Annotated in this window: 18 protein-coding genes; 12 read left to right on the forward strand and 6 right to left on the reverse strand. The window is 52.2% G+C overall.

Annotated elements, in window-relative coordinates; all coding sequences use genetic code 11:
* Positions 1-31 precede the first annotated feature (31 nt).
* From atpG to glmS, 7 genes are all read left to right on the forward strand, one after another.
* Positions 32-901, forward strand: a complete 870-nt coding sequence (gene atpG, locus DESAC_RS12230; RefSeq protein WP_013707386.1) for an ATP synthase F1 subunit gamma — start codon at positions 32-34, stop codon at positions 899-901.
* Between the two features lie 28 nt (positions 902-929).
* On the forward strand, positions 930-2342 hold the full coding sequence (atpD, locus tag DESAC_RS12235) for a F0F1 ATP synthase subunit beta (protein ID WP_013707387.1): 1413 nt from the start codon (positions 930-932) through the stop codon (positions 2340-2342).
* A gap of 23 nt (positions 2343-2365) precedes the next feature.
* The gene (locus DESAC_RS12240; RefSeq protein ID WP_013707388.1) at positions 2366-2773 is read left to right on the forward strand and encodes a F0F1 ATP synthase subunit epsilon; all 408 of its coding nucleotides are present in this window, start codon (positions 2366-2368) and stop codon (positions 2771-2773) included.
* Positions 2774-3120: 347 nt separating this feature from the next.
* Complete coding sequence (locus tag DESAC_RS12245) at positions 3121-7074, forward strand: non-ribosomal peptide synthetase (RefSeq protein ID WP_013707389.1); 3954 nt, start codon at positions 3121-3123, stop codon at positions 7072-7074.
* 524 nt (positions 7075-7598) lie between these two features.
* Entirely contained in the window at positions 7599-8378 is a 780-nt protein-coding gene (locus tag DESAC_RS12250) for a 4'-phosphopantetheinyl transferase family protein (RefSeq protein ID WP_013707390.1), read from the forward strand.
* Positions 8379-8615: 237 nt separating this feature from the next.
* Positions 8616-9977 carry a bifunctional UDP-N-acetylglucosamine diphosphorylase/glucosamine-1-phosphate N-acetyltransferase GlmU gene (gene glmU / locus DESAC_RS12255; protein ID WP_041284580.1) on the forward strand — a complete coding sequence of 454 codons (1362 nt, stop codon included), beginning with the start codon at positions 8616-8618 and terminating at the stop codon, positions 9975-9977.
* An 8-nt stretch (positions 9978-9985) separates the two neighbouring features.
* Positions 9986-11815 carry a glutamine--fructose-6-phosphate transaminase (isomerizing) gene (glmS, locus tag DESAC_RS12260; protein WP_013707392.1) on the forward strand — a complete coding sequence of 610 codons (1830 nt, stop codon included), beginning with the start codon at positions 9986-9988 and terminating at the stop codon, positions 11813-11815.
* 60 nt (positions 11816-11875) lie between these two features.
* Here the strand turns inward: glmS and DESAC_RS12265 are convergent, their stop codons facing one another.
* Together DESAC_RS12265 and DESAC_RS12270 are read right to left on the reverse strand one after the other, a co-directional pair.
* Positions 11876-12718 (reverse strand): amidohydrolase family protein, encoded by an 843-nt coding sequence (locus DESAC_RS12265; RefSeq protein WP_013707393.1) that lies wholly within the window; start codon positions 12716-12718, stop codon positions 11876-11878.
* 10 nt (positions 12719-12728) lie between these two features.
* Positions 12729-13079, reverse strand: coding sequence for a Smr/MutS family protein (locus DESAC_RS12270; protein WP_013707394.1), 351 nt, complete (start codon positions 13077-13079; stop codon positions 12729-12731).
* 85 nt (positions 13080-13164) lie between these two features.
* On the opposite strand from DESAC_RS12270, the gene DESAC_RS12275 reads away from it, so the two are divergent.
* On the forward strand, positions 13165-14067 hold the full coding sequence (locus tag DESAC_RS12275) for a L,D-transpeptidase (RefSeq protein WP_013707395.1): 903 nt from the start codon (positions 13165-13167) through the stop codon (positions 14065-14067).
* A 400-nt stretch (positions 14068-14467) separates the two neighbouring features.
* On the opposite strand, the gene DESAC_RS12280 is transcribed toward DESAC_RS12275, so the two are convergent.
* The 4 genes from DESAC_RS12280 to DESAC_RS12295 form a co-directional block, all read right to left on the reverse strand.
* On the reverse strand, positions 14468-14962 hold the full coding sequence (locus tag DESAC_RS12280; RefSeq protein ID WP_148231243.1) for a hypothetical protein: 495 nt from the start codon (positions 14960-14962) through the stop codon (positions 14468-14470).
* A gap of 61 nt (positions 14963-15023) precedes the next feature.
* Complete coding sequence (locus DESAC_RS12285; protein ID WP_169311541.1) at positions 15024-15932, reverse strand: L,D-transpeptidase family protein; 909 nt, start codon at positions 15930-15932, stop codon at positions 15024-15026.
* A 342-nt stretch (positions 15933-16274) separates the two neighbouring features.
* Complete coding sequence (locus DESAC_RS12290; RefSeq protein WP_013707398.1) at positions 16275-17036, reverse strand: endonuclease/exonuclease/phosphatase family protein; 762 nt, start codon at positions 17034-17036, stop codon at positions 16275-16277.
* Between the two features lie 27 nt (positions 17037-17063).
* A complete protein-coding gene (locus DESAC_RS12295) occupies positions 17064-18230 on the reverse strand; it encodes a deoxyguanosinetriphosphate triphosphohydrolase family protein (RefSeq protein ID WP_013707399.1) in 1167 nt (388 codons plus the stop codon).
* A gap of 368 nt (positions 18231-18598) precedes the next feature.
* Between DESAC_RS12295 and DESAC_RS12300 the strand changes: the two genes are divergently transcribed.
* From DESAC_RS12300 to hslV, 4 genes are all read left to right on the forward strand, one after another.
* Entirely contained in the window at positions 18599-19495 is an 897-nt protein-coding gene (locus tag DESAC_RS12300; RefSeq protein ID WP_013707400.1) for a DNA-methyltransferase, read from the forward strand.
* 267 nt (positions 19496-19762) lie between these two features.
* On the forward strand, positions 19763-20044 hold the full coding sequence (locus tag DESAC_RS12305; protein ID WP_013707401.1) for an antibiotic biosynthesis monooxygenase family protein: 282 nt from the start codon (positions 19763-19765) through the stop codon (positions 20042-20044).
* Between the two features lie 186 nt (positions 20045-20230).
* A complete protein-coding gene (locus DESAC_RS12310) occupies positions 20231-21256 on the forward strand; it encodes a tyrosine recombinase XerC (RefSeq protein ID WP_218915679.1) in 1026 nt (341 codons plus the stop codon).
* Positions 21257-21289: 33 nt separating this feature from the next.
* Positions 21290-21841 carry an ATP-dependent protease subunit HslV gene (gene hslV, locus DESAC_RS12315; RefSeq protein ID WP_013707403.1) on the forward strand — a complete coding sequence of 184 codons (552 nt, stop codon included), beginning with the start codon at positions 21290-21292 and terminating at the stop codon, positions 21839-21841.
* The last annotated feature ends 63 nt before the right edge of the window (positions 21842-21904 follow it).

Genomic DNA, 21904 nt, shown 5'->3' on the forward strand with positions numbered 1-21904 from the left:
ACACCGGAAATCAAGGAGGGTAATCTAATCCATGGCAACATTACGAGACATCAGACAAAAAATTGCGGCGGTGAAAAAGACCCAGCAGATCACCAAGGCCATGAATATGGTTTCGGCGGCCAAACTGCGGGGTGCTCAGACGCGTATGGAGCAGTTCCGCCCCTATGCTGCCGCCTTCAAGCAGATGCTGGCCAGTATCGCTTCCCGGGTGGAGCCCGAGGCCCATCCATTCTTTCAACAGGCCGAAAAAGTGGAGAAGGTGGAGTTGGTGCTGATGACTGCCGACCGTGGTCTGTGCGGCAGTTTTAATATGAACCTGATCAACGCCGCCGATAAATTCATCAAACAGAAAAAGGCGGAAGGCATCGGAGTGGTCCTGACCACGGTCGGTCGCAAAGGGCGGGATTATTTCCGTCGGCGGCAGGCTGATATTCGGCAAACGTATGTCGACGTCTGGAATAAGTTCGATTTCTCCAACGCCCAGACTGTGGCTCGCGACTCGGTAAGCCCCTTTACCAACGCTGAGGTCCAGGAAGTTTATCTGATTTACGCCAACTTTGTGAACATGGTGACCCAACGGCCGGTATTGATACCTCTGCTGCCCATCATTCCGGAAGCCGCGGAAGAGGGTGCCGTCAGCCAGGAGTATATTACGGAACCGGCGGCGGATCAATTCCTGGAATATCTCCTGCCTCGTTACATCAATGTCATGGTCTACCAGGGCTTCCTAGAGAACTCCACCAGTGAGCACGCCGCCCGGATGACCGCGATGGACAACGCCAGCAGCAACTGTAAAGACATGATTACGTCCCTCACTATGGTAATGAACAAAGCCCGGCAGGCGGCTATTACAAAAGAATTAATGGATATTATCGGTGGCGCCGAGGCCTTGAAAGGCTAGCCCGCCCATTGAGGAGGACCTTAGAACCATGATTATTGGAAAAATCGCCCGAGTCATCGGACCGGTTGTCGACGTAGAATTTGAGGAAGGTCAACTTCCTCACATCCTGGATGCGTTGCTCATCTCCAACCCGGCCATCGACGACACCGAAGACAACCTGGTCGTTGAGGTGGCCCAACATTTAGGCAACAATGTCGTCCGCACTATCGCCATGGACACTACGGACGGTCTGGTACGGGGAATGCCGGTCAAGGCTACCGGCAAACCCATCGCCGTGCCCGTAGGCCACGAGGCCCTGGGACGCGTTCTCAACGTGGTCGGCAAACCCGTGGACGGCTTAGGAACAGTTGAGGCCAAGAATTATTATACCATCCATCGTCCCGCTCCGGCCTTTGTCGATCAGGACACCACGGTGAAAGTTCTGGAGACCGGCGTCAAGGTTATCGACCTGCTGGTTCCCTTCCCCCGTGGCGGTAAGATGGGCATGTTCGGCGGCGCCGGCGTCGGCAAGACCGTTATCATGATGGAGATGGTGCACAACATCGCCATGCACCACGGCGGCATTTCGGTGTTTGCCGGTGTGGGCGAGCGCACCCGTGAAGGCAACGACCTCTACCTCGAAATGAAACACTCCGGCGTTCTCCCCAAATGCGCCCTGATTTACGGCCAAATGACCGAGCCTCCCGGTGCCCGGGCCCGCGTGGCCTTGACCGGTCTGACCGCCGCCGAGTATTTCCGGGATGAAGAAGGCCAGGACGTGCTCCTGTTCATTGACAACATCTTCCGTTTTACCCAGGCCGGTTCCGAGGTTTCGGCGCTTTTAGGCCGCATGCCTTCGGCGGTCGGTTACCAGCCTACTCTGGGTACTGACCTTGGTGAATTACAGGAACGGATCACCTCAACCAAGAAGGGCTCCATTACTTCGGTGCAGTGCGTTTACGTGCCCGCCGACGACTTGACCGACCCGGCCCCGGCCACCACTTTTGCCCACTTGGACGGCACCGTGGTGCTCTCCCGGCAGATCGCCGAACTCGGTATCTATCCAGCCGTGGACCCGTTGGACTCCACCTCCCGGATTTTGGACCCCATGGTCCTGGGTGAGGAGCACTATCGGGTATCCCGCCAGGTCCAGATGATCCTGCAGAAATACAAAGAGCTTCAGGACATCATTGCCATTCTGGGCGTGGATGAACTCTCTGACGAAGACAAGATCACCGTGGCCCGGGCCCGGAAGATTCAGCGCTTCCTGTCACAGCCCTTCTTTGTGGCGGCCACCTTCACCGGCATGGACGGCAAGTTCGTCTCCGTGCCCGATACCGTGCGCGGCTTCAAGGAAATTATCGAAGGCAAACACGACGACCTGCCCGAGCAGGCCTTCTACATGGTCGGTGGCATTGAAGAGGCCGTAGCCAAGGCTGAGCGCTTAGCGGCTATGGGCTAAGCCCTCTGATCTAGGAGGGAATTATGGCAGAAAAAAGCCTGTTATTAGAAGTTGTGACACCGGACCGCCAGGTGGTCTCTACCGAGGTCGACATTGTCGTTGCACCCGGAGTAGAAGGCCAGTTCGGCGTCCTGGTGAATCACATCCCCTTCCTCTCGGCACTCGAGATCGGGGAGATGTACTATCGCAAAGGCGGTCAAGTGGAGTATATCTTCATTGGCGGCGGCTTTGCGGAGGTTACCGGCGCCAAGGTCACTATCCTGGCGGACTCGGCCGAACGTGGTAAGGAAATCGATATCGAGCGGGCCAAGCGGGCGCGGGAACGGGCCGAGAAGCGCCTGGCCATGGGCCGGACCGCAGAAATCGACTGGGCCCGGGCTGAAGCCGCCCTACGGCGCTCCATTTCCCGAATGAAGGTCGCCGGCCGGTAAACCATCTAAACTTAACCCAACTATCAAAGGCAAGCCAACAAGGCTTGCCTTTGGTTTTTGGGAGATGAACCAGATACCTATTAACATTTTGGGGCGAATACAAGATTCGCCTCTGCAGTATTGGACGGCGAAAATGAAATTTGCCAAATCCTGCCAATTATGTATAATTTCCTTCACTGCCTTAAAAAACAAGGCAATCCTGGGAAATAATCCCAAGACCGAGGGAAGCCGGTATTCGGCGGAACAGACACGAAAGACGCGATGCCCTTCCCTTGCCGGCCTGGCAGACTATTTTTTAACTCAATTGAAAGGTGAAATACTCAGACCAATTAATGGATCGGGTAAAAATGATGGTATCCGCAGCTCAGAAACGCCTCTGGTTTTTGCAGCAAATCCAACCTGATAGTTTCGGATACAATATCTCTGGGGCGTTAAAGTTAACCGGATCGCTTGATATCGGCGTCTTGGAGGAAACCCTTTACCAGATAGTCCGACGCCATAAATTCTTGTCGGCAGAGTTTCCTTTCCGCGACGGAAATCCAAGCGTGGCCTTTATTCACCCTCCCCATCGAAACCTCGAAATCATTGATCTAGGAGAAATACCCTACCAGTCACGGAAATCTGAGGCTGAGCGTTTAATGATTGCGGCAGTAAAAGTCCCCTTCAATTTAACCAGCGGCCCTTTACTGCGGATGACCTTATTTCGCCTCAGCAATAGCGAAAGCATTCTCTTTCTGCTGCTGCACCAGATTATTTGTGACATGTATGCTATTAAAATCCTCTTAAGAGAGGTAATCGAGGTTTATCAGTCCATTTCGTCCGGCGCCTCCCTACCATCGCCCCCGGCATCCGATTATGACTCTTATTCTGATAGGTTACCACTTGAAATGGGTCAAAATCGGATCGAGGCTGACCTTTCCTATTGGAAAAATCAGCTCGGCAATCTTCCGCCGTTGGAGCTTCCCATTGACAGGTCTCGTCCGCCGATTCAGACGTATGGCGGAGCAATTCAATCAGTAGTTCTCCCAGGTACTTTGGCTAAGACACTGCAAAGCTTGAGTCAACGGGAAGGAGCTGACCTGTCTCTCCTCATCCTGGGAGCGCTGTTCACCCTGCTCTACCGCTATACCCACCAGCCGGATCTTACTGTGGGATATTCCCTTCCTGGCCGGACTTGGCCGGGATCTGAAAATCGTATCGATTATTTGGAAAACTTCCTGGTACTGCGGACGCAGGTCTCTGATATGCATTCCTTCCGCCAGCTATTAGAGGAGATTAAAATTAGCTACCGGGAGGCCCTTGCCCACCAGGGGGTTCATTTTGCCGAGATTGTCCAGGCGTTACAGGTAGAACGCGATTTAAGCCGGACACCCTTTTTCCAGGCGCGGTATAATTATGTTTCTACCCCGACAATCCGGGTGCAGTTGCAGGATCTGCTTTTTGAGGAAGTACGCTTTGATCCTGGCATAGCGCCGTACGACCTCAGCTTAACGGTTTGGCCGCGGGACGATGGCATCCATTGTTCCTTTCAGTACAATACCGATCTCTTTGATGCGCCTACCATATCGCGCCTGACGGGGCATTTCCTGACGTTACTGAATGGCCTAGCGACTCACCCCGAGGAACCTATCTGCACCTTGCCGCTCCTGACCGAACCGGAAAGGCATCAGATTCTGGTGGAGTGGAACGCCACTGAAACAGATTATCCGAAAGATCAATGCATTCATCACCTTTTCGAAAACCTGGCCTTGCAAACCCCTGAGGCGCCGGCCTTAAAGTTCGGCGGGCGTCAGCTTACCTACCAACAACTTGACGCCTCAGCAAACCAGTTGGCCCATTGCCTCAAAAAACTGGGAATCGGTCCGGAAGTTCCGGTAGGTATCTGTGTGGAGCCCTCGCTGGAGATGATGATTGGAGTGATAGGCATCCTCAAAGCCGGCGGTTGCTATGTCCCTCTTGATCCGGAATATCCCCGGGAGAGAATCGCTTTTATGCTTGAGGATACTCAGACCCCGGTACTGCTCACCCAACAGAGCCTTGTGGGGCAAATGCCTAAATTGCCGATTCAAACCATTCTGATGGACAAGGATCGCGGTAGATTTTCATCAGAAAACACCGAGAGGATCGCAAGCGAAGCCAGGTCGGATCTCCCGGCCTGTATATTTTATACCTCGGGATCGACGGGCCGGCCCAAAGGGGTGCCTGTCCCCCATTATGCCATCAACCGCCTGGTACTACATACCAATTATGTCCATTTTCAGCCATCGGACAGGGTTGCCCAAGCATCCAATGTCTCGTTTGATGGCGCCACCTTCGAAATCTGGGGAGCCCTCCTCAACGGGGGGTGCCTGATTGGAATTCCTAAAGAGATTCTCTTATCCCCAACCGATCTGGCCGATTTTATCCGAAAAGAGAAGATAAATGTCCTGTTTCTGACGCCAGCCCTGTTTCATCAATGTGCTCGTGAAGTCCCCGATACTTTTCGACCCCTTCGAGACCTGCTCATGGGCGGAGAAATTCTGGAACCGCGTTGGGTCAGGAAAGTGATGCAGCATGGTCCCCCGGCTCGTCTGCTCAATGCGTATGGTCCGACCGAATGTACCACCTTCGCCACCTGGTATGAAGTATCAGAGATTCCAAGGGAAAACGTTCCTATTCCCATCGGCCGGCCCATTGCGAATACGTCGATTTATATTCTGGACCGCAAGCTCCAGCCGGTCCCCATCGGCATCACCGGGGAATTGTGCATCGGCGGTGACGGCCTGGCCCTGGGCTATCTGAGAAGGCCCGAGCAAACGGCCGAAAAATTCATTCCCGACCCGTTTCATCCGGAGAGCAGTTCTCGCCTTTATAAGACCGGAGATCTGGCCCGTTATCTACCGGACGGGAATGTTGAGTTCCTGGGACGCCTAGACCACCAGATCAAGATTCGCGGCTTTCGCATTGAACCGGGAGAAATTGAAGAGGCCTTACTGAACCATGCCGGGGTTAAAGAGGCCTTGGTTGTAGCCCGGGAAGACGAATCCGGGGATAAACGGTTGCTGGCCTATGTTGTGACCTCCCGAGAGGCTTCGGTTACCAGCGAGGTCTTGCGAAACTTTCTCCGGGACCGACTGCCTCCCTATATGATACCGGCCTTTTTTGTCTTTTTAGATAAATTCCCTTTGAATCCGAATGGAAAGATAGATCGACAGGCTCTGCCTATTCCGAATCTGGCCGATCGCACTGACGCTCGGGGCTCTATAGGTCCCCGGGATGCGGTCGAACGACAATTAATCCAGGTCTGGGAAAGGGTTTTGGGTATCCGCCCTATCGGCGTGTTTGATGATTTCTTTGCTCTCGGGGGACATTCCCTGCTGGGCGCTCGGATATTTATTCAGTTGGAAAAACTATTCGGTAAAAAAGTTCCCTTGTACATGCTTTATCAGCGTTCTACGGTAGCTCAACTTGCCGAGGTCTTCCGCAATCCTCAGTTATTCCAGAATATCCCCTGCTCCTTCTTAAAACCCATAAATCCTCACGGCCCCAAACCACCTCTTTTCCTGATCGATATGATGAAATCTGCGCCATTTCTAAAGGGTTTTTTGGGAGCTGAGCAACCTTTATACAATCTTGATTCTCCTTTTGAGATCACAGACATAGATTTAATCGGAGAGGGGATTTCTGGAGTGGCGGCGCGTTACCTACAGGAAATTCGCCAAGTGCAACCCAAAGGACCGTATTTTTTAGGAGGTTATTCCGCCGGAGGTTTAGTGGCAATCGAGATTAACCGTCTGCTTATGGAGCAGGGCGACGAGGTAGCTCTCTTATTCCTACTAGACCCTACCCCGCCTAAAATTTCCCGATTAAAAGCGGCTCAACTCAATTACCGATATATGGTGAGATATTTTTTCCGCCTGCAGCCCAGAGACAGGCTGAAGTATCTTCAAAAGATTTTCCTCATCCGAATCAAGAGAGGCATTGCTTTGGCCCTGCGCCGCGCCAATCTTTCTATCCCGCAGGCTCTGATAAAGGACCTGTCCCGTGAAGATGCCATGTTTATGGTATGTAAGTATACCCCTCAACCGCTGCGGACCCGTACACTGCTCATTCAGCTCAGCAATCAGTACTCGGAACCGAATTTTAACTGGTCCAATATTCTTCAAGGCCCTGCGGAAATTCGAACCTTGAATGTCAATCATGAGGAACTCCCCATCCAACCGTCTGTAGGAATTTGGGGGGGGTATCTCAGAAACAACCTGCTGGAGGTGCAGGCCATGATCAGCAGATTGCGGCGAATACAAGATTCGTCTCTACAATAATAATCTACGCTTAATGGGAACCTGGTGAGAATAAAAATTATTTACCTGCCTTGTGGGTACTTTTGATAGAATGGCAGTTATATGAAAACAGGTTAGAGGTAAGGGGTAAGAGGCAAGGACAATCCGCTAAAAATCAACTGTTTTTATGCTTCGTTGTGATTTTTAAACATGCCGATTTATATGAAAACAGTGCTCTTAAAGACGGCGGGCGCGGCCCGCCCTATGCGTAGATTGCCAATAAATCATCGATAATGGGATAGCCGCTTATGTTTAATATGGTCGATGAGAAAAAATTTTATATAAAAACAGTGAGCGGTGAGCAGAAAAAGCATTCTTGTGAGCAGCTGCCACAGTTCTGTTTTCATGCTTCGTTGTGATCAGCAGAACATGACAATTTGTATGGCAAATATCTTCTGCACCGGCAGAGGGTTTCCATGGCTGGCGGCTGATTTACAGGTCATAAAAATTAACTTGGAGGCATTTTAGGGTCTATCGGTCGATTCAGATCGTTGAGCTACATATCGATGACTTTCTCTCATTTGCAGCCGATCTCAACCTTCGGGAAAGGCAGAGTTTCCGATTCCGAGGTGCACGTCTGGACGGTATCGCTTGGTGACTGGCCGGATTCCGAGATATTTTCCTTAAAGGATATCCTGAATACCGAGGAATTATCCAGAGCGGCACATTATCATTTTGAGCCGGACCGCCGACGCTTCATGAAGAGGCGTATTTTATTAAAGAAACTCTTGAGTTTTTATCTAAACCTGACGCCTCAACTGATTCGCTTCCGGTATGGGCTTTGCGGGAAACCTTATCTTGGCAACGATGCCGGGAGCGGATCCTGGCAATTCAGCAGTTCCCATTCCCAGGGAACAGCCGTTTACGCCATCAGCCGCCAGCGAAGCCTGGGCGTCGATCTCGAAATGCTTCACACCATCCCTGAGATAGATGCCTTGCTGAACCGCTGGTTTCCTCCTCAAGGAGCCATGTCTCTGCAAAAACTTTCCAACATCCAAAAGCACCTGGCTTTCTACCGGATGTGGACCAGGGAGGAAGCATATCTCAAGGCCATCGGGGCGGGTTTAGGCAGCCTGGGATCGAGGCCGGCGTTTCGTTTCAGGCCCTTGGAACCTGCTCAACCGGAGGTGTCTGGAAAACCATCCCAGTCCGGTAACTGGTCATTGCAGTTTCTCACCCCGGTTCCAGACTCTATCGCCGCGTTAGCGGTCGAGGGGGGGAACTATCGTCTCCGCTGCTTCCAATGGAAACCTGAGGTTGACATCCCATCTGATTCATCCTGTTGATGGTTCAATCCTGATATTATTTTTCTTAAAAGAAATCAACCTGCTGGTCGATAGGCCGTATTCATGATACTATAGTTTAAAGTTTCCGGTTTCCGCTATTATGCAAAAATTGAGTTCTGCACAGGCTGGAAGCCGGCGCCGTTGATCAATGATTTTCAGAGCTGGCAGTAATTTTTGCATAATGACAGTTACATTATGGGTATTTCTCCGGCAAAGGACAGGGCAATGCATTTTTCGCTGAATGATGTAGCCGCAGTGGTGTTGGCGGCGGGTAAAAGCACCAGGATGAAATCGGAGTTGGCCAAGGTTTTGCACCCCATCATGGGAAAACCGATGTTGGCCTATTCCTTAGAGACGCTCAGACAGTTGGGGTTGGGCGGAATCGTTGTAGTGGTCGGACATCAGGCGGAAGCGGTCAAGGCTCGTTTTTCTAACTATCCGGCTGATTTCGTTATCCAGGAACCGCAACTGGGCACGGGTCATGCGGTTCAGACTGCCATGCCGGCTTTGGATGGCCGCCAGGAGACCATTCTGGTGCTGTGCGGCGACGTTCCTCTGATTCAGGCCGATACCCTACGGCAGTTATTCCAGCGCCACCGGGAAAGCGGTGCGGCGGTTACCATCCTAACGGTTGACCTGCCCGAACCCGGCGGGTATGGCCGCATAGTCAAAGACGATCAGGGCAGGGTTCTCAAAATTGTCGAAGCTCGCGACGCCAACCCGACAGAATTGTCAATTCGAGAAATCAACACCGGCATCTATTGTTTCCAATACCCTTTTCTGGCAGAGGCCCTGGAGGCGTTGCAGCCCAACAATGATCAACATGAACTTTATCTTACCGATGTCATCGCCGAGGCAGCGGCCCGAAAATTGCAGATAGTCAGCCTGAAGACCACGGATGTCAGAAGCTTTCAGGGCATCAACACCCGGGCCGAACTGGCAGAGGTTACCGGTCGGGTACGCAGGCAGATCAACGAACGGCATATGCTGGCTGGCGTCACGCTTATCGACCCGGCGGCCACCTATATTGAGGCCGATGTGCAGATCGGTCCTGATACTGTTATTTTTCCCAATTGTTACCTCATGGGTCGGAGCACTATCGGTTCTGGCTGTCTGCTGGAACCCAACGTCAAGATTCAGGACTGCACCGTAGGCAATCGGGTCACGATCAAAATGGGAACGGTAATGGCGGAAAGTCTGATTGCCGATGCCGTGCAGTTAGGTCCGTATGCCCATCTGCGACCCGGTTCGGACATCCGAGCCAGAGCCAAGGTAGGCAATTTCGTTGAAGTGAAAAAGTCACTGCTGCATCCGGGGGTGAAAGCCGGCCATTTAACCTATCTGGGTGATGCTGTCGTGGGCGCCAATGTCAACGTCGGCGCTGGCACGATAACCTGCAATTATGACGGCAAGAAAAAATATCAGACGGTCATCGGCGGCGGGGCCTTTATCGGCAGCAACACGGCTCTGGTGGCTCCGGTGACTGTCGGCGCCGGGGCCTATGTGGGAGCCGGTTCTACCATCACTGAGGATGTGCCGCCTGATACACTGGCCATTGCCCGGGGACGGCAGGTAATCAAGGAAATAAAACCAAAATAGGAGCATCTATGTGCGGTATTGTGGGATATTTGGGCGATAAAGAAGCTATGCCGATATTGCTTGACGGTTTGAAGCGTCTGGAATATCGGGGATACGATTCCGCCGGAATGGCGGTGATGGGTGGCCACGGCCTGGAAATCCGCCGCAGCGTCGGCAAGCTGAAGGAATTGGAATCCCAGTTGGCAAAGGCCCCATTACGCGGCTCCGTTGGCATCGGCCACACCCGCTGGGCCACGCATGGCCGACCCACGGAAAATAACGCCCACCCCCACCAGGTTGGCCACATCGCAGTGGTCCACAATGGCATCATCGAGAATTATTTAGAATTGAAAAGAAAGCTCATTGAAGAAGGCCACACTTTCACTTCCGAGACTGATACCGAGATCATCTCCCACCTTATCTATAAATACAGCTCTCGGGGTGCCACCTTTGGGGAAGCCGTGCGCCTGGCTTTACAACAGGTGCGCGGTTCATATGCTATCGTCGTTATCAATGAGCGAGAACCTCGGACCCTTATCGGCACCCGCAAAGAAAGTCCGATGATCCTGGGGCTGGGCAACGGCGAAAACTTTCTGGCCTCGGACGTCCCCGCCATCCTCTCCCATACCCGCCGCATGGTCTTTTTAGAAGACAACGATATCGTTGTTATGTCCGATGATGGCATACAGATCCAGGATTTGGAGGGTAATGCCATCGACCGCCCGGTTACCAATATTACCTGGAGCCCGGCCATGGCGGAAAAGGCCGGCTATAAGCACTTCATGCTTAAGGAAATCTTTGAGCAGCCGCGGGCTCTGATCGACACTTTCCGGCATCGGGTCGATCCTCATGGGGGCGAAATTATCCTGGAGGAGTTTCACCTGAATCCAGATGAAGTCAAGCGTCTGAAAAAGATCACTATGGTAGCTTGCGGCACTTCGTTTCACGCTGCCCTGGTGGGAAAATTTATGCTCGAAAGCCTCTGCCGGCTGCCGGTGGAGGTAGACCTGGGATCAGAGTTCCGTTATCGTGACCCCTTTGTAGATTCGCAAACCCTATTGATCAGTATTTCCCAATCCGGGGAAACCGCAGACACCCTGGCCGGTTTGCGAGAGGCCAAAACCAAAGGAGCGCGTTCCCTGGCCATCTGCAATGCCGTGGGCTCTTCTATCGCCCGGGAATCCGAGAGTGTCTTTTACACCCACGCCGGGCCGGAAATCGGGGTGGCATCGACCAAGGCCTTTACCACCCAGTTGGTTTCGCTTTACCTTATTGGGCTGTATCTGGCCAAACAACTCGGATATCGCCAACCGGATCAGATTCAGCAAAATCTACAGGCCTTATTCAAGCTCCCGACTCTTTTACAGGATGTGTTGGATGAGAACCGCGCGATCAGGGAAATCGGTCAGAAGTATATGAAGGCCAACAACTTCCTCTATCTGGGACGGGGTATTCATTATCCCATCGCCTTGGAGGGAGCACTAAAGCTGAAGGAGATTTCCTATATTCACGCCGAGGGCTATCCGGCCGGTGAAATGAAACATGGACCTATCGCCCTGATCGATGAACATCTGCCGGTGGTGGTATTGGCCACCCGCAGCCCGGTCTTTGAAAAGATGATGTCGAATATTGAAGAAGTCATCGCCCGCCGCGGCCGGGTCATTGCCGTCAGCGAGAGCGATAATGATACCGTTCGGGAAAAGGTGGAAACGACCATACCCGTGCCGGAGACGTCTTTAGAGCTATCACCCATTCTTCTCGTGCTGCCTCTGCAACTGCTGGCCTACCATATAGCAGACCTCAGAGGCACCGACGTGGATCAGCCCCGGAATCTGGCCAAGAGTGTGACGGTGGAGTAACGACAGGCAAAAAGGGAAAAGGGAACGGTGACAAGAGGGGCCGAATAATCGGCCCCTTTTTTAATGCTGGCCGTCTAATAATCTGGCCGCATTTTCGCCGGTGATAAGTTTCTGATGTTCGGGGGAGAGACCACCATTCTGCATCTCCTTGAAGTAGCGGGAAGGCGGCAGGAGCGGATAGTCGCTCCCGAAGAGGATTTTCTCCGGTCCCATGATTTCGACGGCCAGGCGGTAGATTTCCGGCCGATACAGGTATGGAGAAGCCGCGGTATCAAAGTAGACGTTTTTTAACGTGTCCGAGACTTCCTTTTTCAACAGGTGGTAGAAAAAGATTCCGCCGCCCCAATGGGCCAAGATCAGTTTCAGGTCCGGAAAGGCCTTGACTAATTTATAGAGATCGCCCAACTGCATAGGGCTTTTGCCGGGGTAGGCGTGCCCGACGGGCTCGTTGGTATGAAGCAGGAGCGGAACGCCGTAGCCCTGACAGAGATCGACAATGGGCGAGAGGGCGGAGAGCATCTCATCTCCCAGCCCCTCCTGATAGAAGGCCAACTCCCCTACCCCCTGTAAACCCAAAGCAAGGCAACGTTCCACTTCCCCGGCGGCGCCCGGCTCCAGGGCGTTGACGCAGGCAAAGCCGATCAGGCGCCGGGGATAGCGATGCTGCGCCTCTAAAATGAAGTCGTTATGCCAACGCATTATTTTCATGGTGCGCCAGGGAAACCCGAAGGTAACTGACTTTTCCACCCCATGGGCATCCATGGCTTGAACCAACTCATCAGCGTTAATCAGCCTGGCTTTCGGGGATTGGTACAGCCAGCGGAAGGCAGGATCATCCTTTAAAAAATCATCGCGGCGGCTGGCCACCTCCGGCGGAAAGATATGTGTATGCACGTCAATCATCACTGTCTCACTATTGTTTTAAGATTACCTTTGTTGCTCCCCAGCCGCCGGTCTGGTAGTCGGCATCGGCCAGATGAAGCACGAGCTGATGTTTTGCCAGGATACTGCGCACCCTGGCCTTAAGAACCCCCGTCCCTTTGCCGTGAATGATCTTTACTTCCCTAAATCCTTTCCGGACACAAGCCGTTAGATAATCATCGAGAAGAGGCTCAACCTCTCTGGCTGAAAAGGTATGGAGATCGAGCTCTTCTTCGATGGGTATGACCACGGGTTCCGGAAAGAAATCCTCATCATCCCGCAAGCAGACATTTTTCTCGGACTGAACAGATGTTTTTTGGTTCTTGGGCGGTCTTTTTGACATATACTTAAGGCACTTGAAATAAAGTCATTTTATCGGTTATAGGAATGTAGAGATCAAAACGTCAAAACTTTCATTGGGGCGCCCTATGTTTCGGTGTATGGTTGTCATTTCCCTAAGTCTGATCACGCTGGCTCTGGCAGCCCCGGTATTGGCGGCGGGGCCTTTTCCCTATCGCCCGCCTGCCGCCGCAACGGGCATTGATCCTCAGGCCGTCACGGTAGTAGGGGAATTCCAGACACACTTTCTCAAACTCCATGAAAATATGTATGAAATTGCTCGGCACTATGACCTGGGCTTTTGGGAGTTAGCCCGTTTCCACCGGCAGCTAGACCACTTCTATCTTCCCAAAGACCAGGATATGATCATCCCCACTCGTTGGGTACTACCCCCGGCGCCAGCCGGGGAAGGCATAGTAATCAATGTGGCTGAATTAAGGGACTACCTTTTTTTCCCTAAGACCGGGCAGGTAAGGACCTATCCCATCGGCATCGGGGTCTTCGATTACAAGACCCCCTTCGGGCGTTTTCGCATCTCGTCGAAAGCTGAAAATCCGGGATGGCGTATCCCTGCCGGTTTGCAGGCTAAATACGGCATGGCCTACATGCCCCCCGGAGAAGAAAACCCGGTGGGTACCCATTGGTTGGGGCTGACCCACTACGGCATGCACGGCACCCATGCCCCCTTTGGAGTGGGGCGCCTGGTCAGCCACGGCTGCATCCGCCACTATAATGAAGATATCAAAGAACTCTTTGAATTGGTCCCGGTAGGGACACCGGTGCTCATCGTTTATGAACCGGTAAAAATCGGTTTTCTACACGGCCGGGTGTTTGTTGAAGTTCACCAAGACGTCTATCAAAAAATTCCCAACATGCTGAACCACGCCATGAACCTGATCGAATCACGCCAGATCGGCAACCGGATCAATTGGACCCGTCTGCTGCAGGCCCTGGAGGAGAAAAACGGCGCCCCGGTGGACATCACCCGCTAGCCGGTTCGGAATCGCCTGCTTTACCGTAACGCCGTTGATATTCATATAAGTTCACATGTTCTCAAGAACACAACGAAGCATGAAAACAGAGGCGTAGAGGCGTAAAGGCGTAGTGGCGTAGTGGGCATTGCCCACCCTACAAATACATTCTGTTTTTATATAAGTTTTCTTGTTCCAAGGAACACAACGAAGCATAAAAACAGAATCGTGGCGGCTGCTCACAATAATGTTTTTGCTGCTCACGGCTCACGGCTCACGGCTCACGGCTCACTGTTTTTATACAAGTGCTCATGTTCTGCCGAACACAACGAAGCAGAGGTGGTTCGCTTTGCTCAGCATGACACACAGGTTTCTAGCTTTACCCCCGCCAGCATAACTCCCGTGAGAATGAATGCGGTCATCATCGGTAAAGGAAACTATAGACCTGCTGCAGATTTTTGAGGTGGTAAATCTGGGCTCTGAGATAGGCTTTATTGGCCAGATTAAACTCGCGCACCGCCTCCTGCTGCAATTTAATCGCCGCCTCTTTTTGTCCTTGGGCATCGAGGGTTTCGCTCTGCCGCTGCTTCTCCTGGGCTGATTTTTCCATTCTCTCACCCTGGGCAGAGCTGTCTGCCGCCATCTTTTGGTTGATATTATACTGCTCATCCTGCTTCAGGGTGAGTTGTCGTTCCTTTAACTGTTCCGGCAGTTCCTTCACTAAGATGCCAAACAAAGAGTTAGCCTCTTTTACCAAAGCCTTAGCTTCGGCGGTATAGTTCCCGGCCAATTTTTTTTCGGCCTGTTCGACTAATGCCACGGCCTGTTTATAGATCTGGCTATGGTCTTGCGGCGGCTTTTGCGCCCCGGCAGGTAAAACAGTGAGCAGAAAAAAGATGATACATACCGCGCTCATTCGCCATCCTATCTGGGCTAACTGCATAGGTCATCTCCTTTAGATTGAATGGGGTCTAGGATCAGGAGCCTGGCTGTCCGACAGCCTTTTTCTTGGGATCAAGCGGAGGATTTGTCCCGCTAGTCGAATCATTGGTTTTCAAAATAATTTCGCCGGAATATAACCGCTCGCTGGAAAGATGGTCAGGTACAGCCGGAACAGGGTTCTTGGTGATTTCCTCGGCAATGCCATCCCGGTCTTTAATAACCTGATAAACACGACGCCAATCCACCAATGAGTTCACCTGCCTCTCTTTTATGAGGGCTTCTGCCATCGCTAAGGAATCAGGAATCTTTTTATAGACGTCGCGATGAACCTCGAGGAAAATCCGATTATCCGGGGTTACTGCCAGCTTTACCGGTTTGTAGATAATTTTTACCAGGGTACCGACCTCCACCTGACCGAACAGTTCTTCGATCTCGTCCGGCAGCATCCGGATACAGCCATGGGAGGCGTAATAGCCGATGCTCCACGGCCTCGTAGTGGCGTGAATCCCCACTCCCGGGGCGGAGGTGGCCATCCAGTAGGCCCCCAAAGGGTTTGTGGGCCCTGGAGGCACCCTGGTCAGGACGGTTTTTCCCATTTCCTCCATCTCTTCTTGAATGGAGGCCGGAACGATCCAGGTAGGGTTTTTCACTTTATTGAGTATGATATACGTTCCTGTAGGAGTCTGCCAATCACTCTTTCCTACAGCCAAAGCATAGCGGCGCCGAAAAACCTCTTTATCAAAATGGTAGAGCGTCAACTCGGGCAGATTGATCAAGAGGCCATCAGTCAGGTCGTTCGGCAGGATAAAACGATTGTTAATTTTGAGGGTAGCCCCGGGTTTGAGCCGATTAGGGTTTTTCAGTCTGTTCTGTTTGGCCAGCACCCGCCAGCGCATAGCCCGCCGTTGAGCGATGGCGGGTAGTTGGTCTCCTCTTTTGACCAAATACTCCTCTAATCCGCCACCGAGCTGATTATAGCTCTCTGAGCCGGGTAAATCGTCAGCCCAGCCCAGTGAAACCCACAGCAGGGAACATGTCAAGAAAATGAGAGTGTTTTTCCACGCCCCAGACTGCATTGCTCCTCCTCAGGGTTTTGGATTGCAGACATTTGATTCATCACGACCGATTTCCCATTTAAGCGGCTCATTACCTCGATGTTCGGCAGATCTTGTGCGCTATCGAGCAGATCTGCAGCCGGCCCCCGGTTCGATGAGCCCAGGCTCTCGCTAATCGATGATACCCGGGTGTAACGAACGGTTGTAATTTCCTTTATCCCCCGCCGACTACTAATAATTCACTTCAACATAGTAGGGGAAATGATCCGAGGGATACTGCTTGGCTTGATTATACGTGATAATTTCTGCGGCTTTCAAGCGAAAAGGCTCGGTTATCAGAATCCAATCGATCCTGCCGCCAAAGAATTCGCCGTCAAATTTATGTTGCGTGGAGACCCCTTCTTCGAAATGACCCAAGACCTCCCAACTATCCCGGAACGGGCTGTCCCCTCGGGCTAAAACGCGGTGCACGGACGATTGCGGATGGTCATTGAAATCTCCCGCCAAAATGGCTGGCTGGTTTAGTTGCAGGAAAAACTCCCGCAGCATAGTCGCCGCTTTCTGCCGCGCCAAAGCGGAAACGTGATCTAAATGGGTATCGGCAAAACAAAACCACAGATCACGGTCCACTTCTCGAAAGGATCCATAAGTGACCATGCGCGGGAAGGCGCTCTCCCAACTCTTACTGCGATGCACTTCGGGGGTCTCAGACAGCCAGAATTCATTCCCTGCTCCGGCAACAATGGTCTGGGATCGGAAAAAAATCGTTGGATACTGGCAGGTTAGATCAATATTGCGGTGTTTAATGAAAGGTTCATATCCCGTCAGGTTCGCCGCCAGATAGTCCAACTGCGGAATAGTCACCTCCTGGGCGGCCAACAGATCAGGCTGATAGGCCCAGATGGTTTCCAGCACCAGCTCTTTCCGAAACTTCCATTGGTTGGGACCATCAAGGGGATTTTGAAATCGCAGATTAAACGTCATGATGCGCATATCTTTCACCGTTGCCGATCAAAAAGTTTATGCAAACGGCACCACAATATTCCGGGGGAAAAAGAGCTCCTGACTCTGCCGCAAAAAATAGGCGTCCGTCATTGAGGCCAGAAAATCCCGGACCATCTGGGCCGGTTGATGATTATGGAAATACCTATCTTCCATGTTAAGGAGGAAATCCACCCAGATGGGCGAATCCTGCCGGTTCTGCTTAACATCCTGTAAAAAACGGCAGAAAAGCGCCCCGCAGAGTGATTCAATCTTGGCCGTCTGGGCTTTGATGCGGGAATCCTGATAGATATAGCGATAATTGAATTCTTTTAAACAACGCAAGGCCTCGCCGACCTCCCGACTGTAACAGACGTAATTCTTGTTCATACTATTGCTGATGAGATCGGTTACCAGAGTGTAGACGATAGTCCCATTGGTCTGACCCAGGCGATCCTGAACCAGAGAAGGCAGATCCTGGCGCCGGATGAGTTTGAGGAGGATGGCGTCCTCGAGATCGCGGCCGATATAGCTGATAGTATCGGCCAGGCGGACGACGCAGCCCTCGAGGGTCATGGGCTTCAGATTCTGCCCGGGGTCGCTCTGTTTCAGTTCAATTTCGCGGGTAAAGTCAGCAAAATTCTTTTCCCGATCCGGAGCCAGGCGCTCCAGGTGCATTTCACCGTCGTGACAGAGGATGCCATCTAAAACCTGCAGGCTCAGGTTCAACCCCCGACCTTTTTTTTCAATCTCATCCAGAAAGCGAACACCTTGCACACTATGCAGAAATGGGCCGATTCCATGCTCCTGGCAGAGCCGCGAGAGTATGGCTTCACCGTCATGGCCAAAAGGAGGATGACCGATGTCATGCCCGAGGGCGATGGCCTCCAACAGATCCTCATTCAGGCGCAGGTAACGGCCGATAGTACGGGCAATCTTCGAGACCAACTGGACGTGCAGCACCCGGTGGCTGATGTGCTCATGATCGATGAGATAGAAAACCTGGGTCTTGTCTATATAGCGCGTATAAGCCCGGGAGTGCAGAATGCGGTCAGTATCGATGGCATAATTCTGACGGTGCCCGAAATCGATCTTCTCCTCGTATCGGCGCCGGATGGCCTGCCGGCTCCTGGCCGCGTAGGGCGATAACTCCTCATCCTCACGCCGCTCCAACTGGTCACGCAGGGTTCTCAGATCAGATGCCATGTAATCCATACTCCATGAGATATGATAGCATGAGACCGGGGAGAAAGGATAACATTTTTGCAGGAGAGTGCGAGACATTTTTGCCGGTTTGAGAAAGAAATCATCCCCCCCGCCAACGCCAAAGGCCGAAGACGCGTCGCCCTCACGGCTTTTTGGGGCAACAAAATGGAGAGATAAATATTCCGATAGTAGAGCCTGAAGGAGCTATAAAGGTATTTGGCAGTCCTCTCTTGATAAAAAAATGACCGGCAAAAGATTGGCAAGGGTTATAATTACTTGTCAGAAGGTGCATATCAGGATTTAAGATTCGGTCAGACATATTGACCCGAATAGGATACCACTATGGTTCAGTTGAGTTGGGGTGGCTTATGAAAAAAGGTTCCAGGACCAGCAGATTTGGTACCAATGTTAGAATCAACCATGACTCCTCAGATTATTATGGCTCCCGGATGTATTCGGAATTGCCTCCCCATAATGGTGAGGATTCTATCTCCGACAATGATTTCCCTGTGCCATATGAGAACCAGATTATTGCACACAGTTCCGAGAATATGGTTGAAATTCCCGACAATTCACTGCACCTAATGATTACTTCCCCCCCTTATAATGTAACCAAAGAATATGACGAGAATTTATCTCTTGAAGAATACCTCCAATTATTACGAATGGTTTTTTCCGAAACGTATCGGGTGCTGGTTAATGGGGGCAGGGCTTGTGTCAATATCGCAAATTTAGGACGGCGGCCATATCTTCCTCTATCCGATTTTATCTCTACAATGATGATTGACATCGGCTTCCGAATGCGTGGAGAAATTATCTGGAACAAGGGAGCAGGTGCGGGTGTTTCTATGGCCTGGGGCAGTTGGCAATCCGCCTCAAACCCTGTTTTGCGAGATGTGCATGAATACATCATGGTTTTTTCAAAAGGCGCTTTCATGCGCCAGAAGCCGGAGAACAGAGAAAATACCATCTCCAGAGAGCAATTTATGGAATGGACAAAATCAGTGTGGACGATGAACCCGGAGTCAGCCAAAAAAGTAGAGCATCCGGCACCGTTCCCGGTAGAATTACCCTATCGCCTCATTCAACTTTATACTTTCAAAGGGGATGTGATCCTAGACCCTTTTATGGGCAGCGGCACAACGGGCATTGCTGCTCTAAAGGCTGACAGAAAATACATCGGATATGAAAACAATCCAAAGTATGTAAAATTGGCTGAAGAGAGGATTGCGCCTTATAAGTTGCAGATGAAGTTGGGTATTTAAGACCGCAATCGATGTATCAAAGGGCAAATATTCCTTGTTTTCGAACTATCTTACAATCATCCGGATAGAAACGATCTGGCCTAAACTTCTCACTATCATTCCGATAACGAAACAAACGCCTCCCGCAAACAAAATTTCTCGGTCGCCGTGACCTGACCCGGTTACCGGGAAAAAATTTCTTGCATCATGATAGAAATCAGCGATAAGGTAAAGTCATAAAGGCAAAAGTGTGCTGGCGTTCAATCGTCCCCGCGGGAGGAAGACACCATGATTAAAGTCATTATGGAGCGCACCATCAAAGGCAGAAATGTGAGTGAGATCGTCCGGCTCCTGAGGATGCTCAGGGTTAAGGCGATGCAGCAGCCGGGCTATATCTCCGGTGAGACCCTGCACGCCATCGACGATCCCAACAGCTACCTGGTAATCAGCACATGGGAAAATCTCAAGGATTGGGAAGCCTGGTTCAACAACCCGGAACGCCAGAAGCTGCAGGCGGAATTGGACAAATATCTGGAAGTGCCGACAAACATGCGAATCTTCACGTATTGAGGCTGAAATCAACCGACGCTATTCTTTCGCCGGGCGGCCAAAAGCCGCCCTTTTTTTCCATTAAGATTGGGATAAATAAATTGATTTCCCACTAAAAATAATATAAACATATAATTTTTAATATTTTTTTACCTTGGAGAGAAGCCCCTTCGGAAAAGAGTCACCCTGGATCGGAAAACATTGTAGTTGACTGGCAACCGGGGATCGCAGCAGGAGACATCCGTTTCACCCTGCCCCTTTCACCTCGAAACCCCGAGCCGAAAATATTATGGCCAAAAGATGAACATTTCCGGTAGTGAAACCCCGCAGGGCGAAACCGACAGGACCTTGTTGGATTTTTCCCGTCACCTGCGGATAGAGCGGTCTCTAGCAGCCCACACGGTTCGTAATTACCTCAGTGACATCGGCCAGTTTATGGAATTCTGGAACTACCGCCGGCCGGGGCACTCACTGGGAGAATTGACGTATCAGGACCTACGGGCTTTTTTGGCCGAGCGGCATCGGCTGAACTGCAAGACCTCTATAGCCCGCAAACTGGCGGCGTTGCGCACCTTCTGCAAGTTTCTGACCCGCCAGGGTCTGCTCTCCCACAACATCGCCGCCTTGACCCCCACGCCGAAGTTAGAGGCCCGGTTGCCAAAGTTTCTGACCATCGACGAAGTCTTTCACCTATTGGAGCAGACCTGGGGGCAGACGGTGTTAGCAGTGCGGGACCGGGCTATCCTGGAGCTCTTTTATTCTGGCGGGCTGCGGGTGGCGGAGCTGGTAGGTCTGAACCTGGACAACCTTGATCTGCCACAGCATCTGGCCAAAGTACGGGGCAAGGGCGGCAAAGAGAGGTTGGTCATTATCGGCCGCCAGGCCCTGCAGACCCTGAACTCCTATCTGCTGGTCCGGCGGGAACTCATAACCCCCGATTCTCCGGTCTCCGGGCGGGAGGCGGTCTTTCTTAACTACCGGGGTGGTCGTTTGACGAGCAGGAGCGTGGCCCGGCTAGTTGAAAAATGGGCGATAAAAGCCGGTTTGGGCCAACCCCTGTCGCCTCACGGTCTGCGGCATACCTTCGCCACCCACCTGTTGGAGGGCAAGGCCGACCTCAGAGCGGTGCAGGAGCTCCTCGGCCATGCCCAACTTTCCACCACGCAGAAGTATCTGCACGTTAATCTGGATTATCTGATGGAGGTGTATGATAAGGCGCACCCGCGGAAGTGAAGGAGAGGGATTAGGGAAAAGGGAAGAGGGGAAATGAAGATCAAAGACCGAGAACCGCTCTTTCGGGGAACAACGATTCTGGCAGTACGCCGGGACGGGAAAGTCGCCGTGGCCGGGGATGGCCAGGTGACCTTGAACAACACCGTCATGAAACATCGGGCCCGGAAGGTTCGCAAGATTTACAACGGCAAGATCATCGTCGGCTTCGCCGGAGCCACCGCCGACGCCTTGAGTCTGTTGGAGCGTTTTGAATCCAAGCTCGAGAAGCATCAGGGCAACCTGACCCGGGCCGTCGTGGAGTTGGCCAAGGATTGGCGCACCGATAAAATCCTGCGGCGGCTGGAGGCCCTGCTCCTGGTAGTGGACCGTGACAACTTTTTCCTGCTCTCCGGTTCCGGCGACGTCATTGAGCCGGATGATGAGGTCATGGCCATCGGCTCCGGCGGCGCCTATGCCCAGGCCGCAGCTCAGGCGCTGGTGCAGCACACCACCATGAGCGCCGAGGAGATCTGTCGTGAGGCGATGCAGATTGCCGCAGGATTATGTATTTTTACCAACAATCAACTCACTCTTGAGGAGCTGTAGCCCGCAGTAGGACCCGAAGACAAAAAAGGCGGACCTCAATCCGCAACCTGCATCCGGGCTCAA

Source organism: Desulfobacca acetoxidans DSM 11109 (assembly GCF_000195295.1).
In the GTDB taxonomy this organism is placed as follows: Bacteria; Desulfobacterota; Desulfobaccia; order Desulfobaccales; family Desulfobaccaceae; genus Desulfobacca; species Desulfobacca acetoxidans.

Bases quoted from the DNA above. Each gene is read 5' to 3' on its own strand.
- DESAC_RS12280 (WP_148231243.1), bottom strand. From the start codon at position 14,962: ATGAGCGCGGTATGTATCATCTTTTTTCTGCTCACTGTTTTACCTGCC.
- DESAC_RS12245 (WP_013707389.1), top strand. From the start codon at position 3,121: ATGATGGTATCCGCAGCTCAGAAACGCCTCTGGTTTTTGCAGCAAATC.
- DESAC_RS12295 (WP_013707399.1), bottom strand. From the start codon at position 18,230: ATGGCATCTGATCTGAGAACCCTGCGTGACCAGTTGGAGCGGCGTGAG.
- glmS (WP_013707392.1), top strand. From the start codon at position 9,986: ATGTGCGGTATTGTGGGATATTTGGGCGATAAAGAAGCTATGCCGATA.
- DESAC_RS12275 (WP_013707395.1), top strand. From the start codon at position 13,165: ATGTTTCGGTGTATGGTTGTCATTTCCCTAAGTCTGATCACGCTGGCT.
- atpG (WP_013707386.1), top strand. From the start codon at position 32: ATGGCAACATTACGAGACATCAGACAAAAAATTGCGGCGGTGAAAAAG.
- DESAC_RS12270 (WP_013707394.1), bottom strand. From the start codon at position 13,079: ATGTCAAAAAGACCGCCCAAGAACCAAAAAACATCTGTTCAGTCCGAG.
- DESAC_RS12290 (WP_013707398.1), bottom strand. From the start codon at position 17,036: ATGCGCATCATGACGTTTAATCTGCGATTTCAAAATCCCCTTGATGGT.
- DESAC_RS12250 (WP_013707390.1), top strand. From the start codon at position 7,599: ATGACTTTCTCTCATTTGCAGCCGATCTCAACCTTCGGGAAAGGCAGA.
- DESAC_RS12305 (WP_013707401.1), top strand. From the start codon at position 19,763: ATGATTAAAGTCATTATGGAGCGCACCATCAAAGGCAGAAATGTGAGT.
- atpD (WP_013707387.1), top strand. From the start codon at position 930: ATGATTATTGGAAAAATCGCCCGAGTCATCGGACCGGTTGTCGACGTA.
- DESAC_RS12265 (WP_013707393.1), bottom strand. From the start codon at position 12,718: ATGATTGACGTGCATACACATATCTTTCCGCCGGAGGTGGCCAGCCGC.
- hslV (WP_013707403.1), top strand. From the start codon at position 21,290: ATGAAGATCAAAGACCGAGAACCGCTCTTTCGGGGAACAACGATTCTG.
- DESAC_RS12240 (WP_013707388.1), top strand. From the start codon at position 2,366: ATGGCAGAAAAAAGCCTGTTATTAGAAGTTGTGACACCGGACCGCCAG.
- DESAC_RS12300 (WP_013707400.1), top strand. From the start codon at position 18,599: ATGAAAAAAGGTTCCAGGACCAGCAGATTTGGTACCAATGTTAGAATC.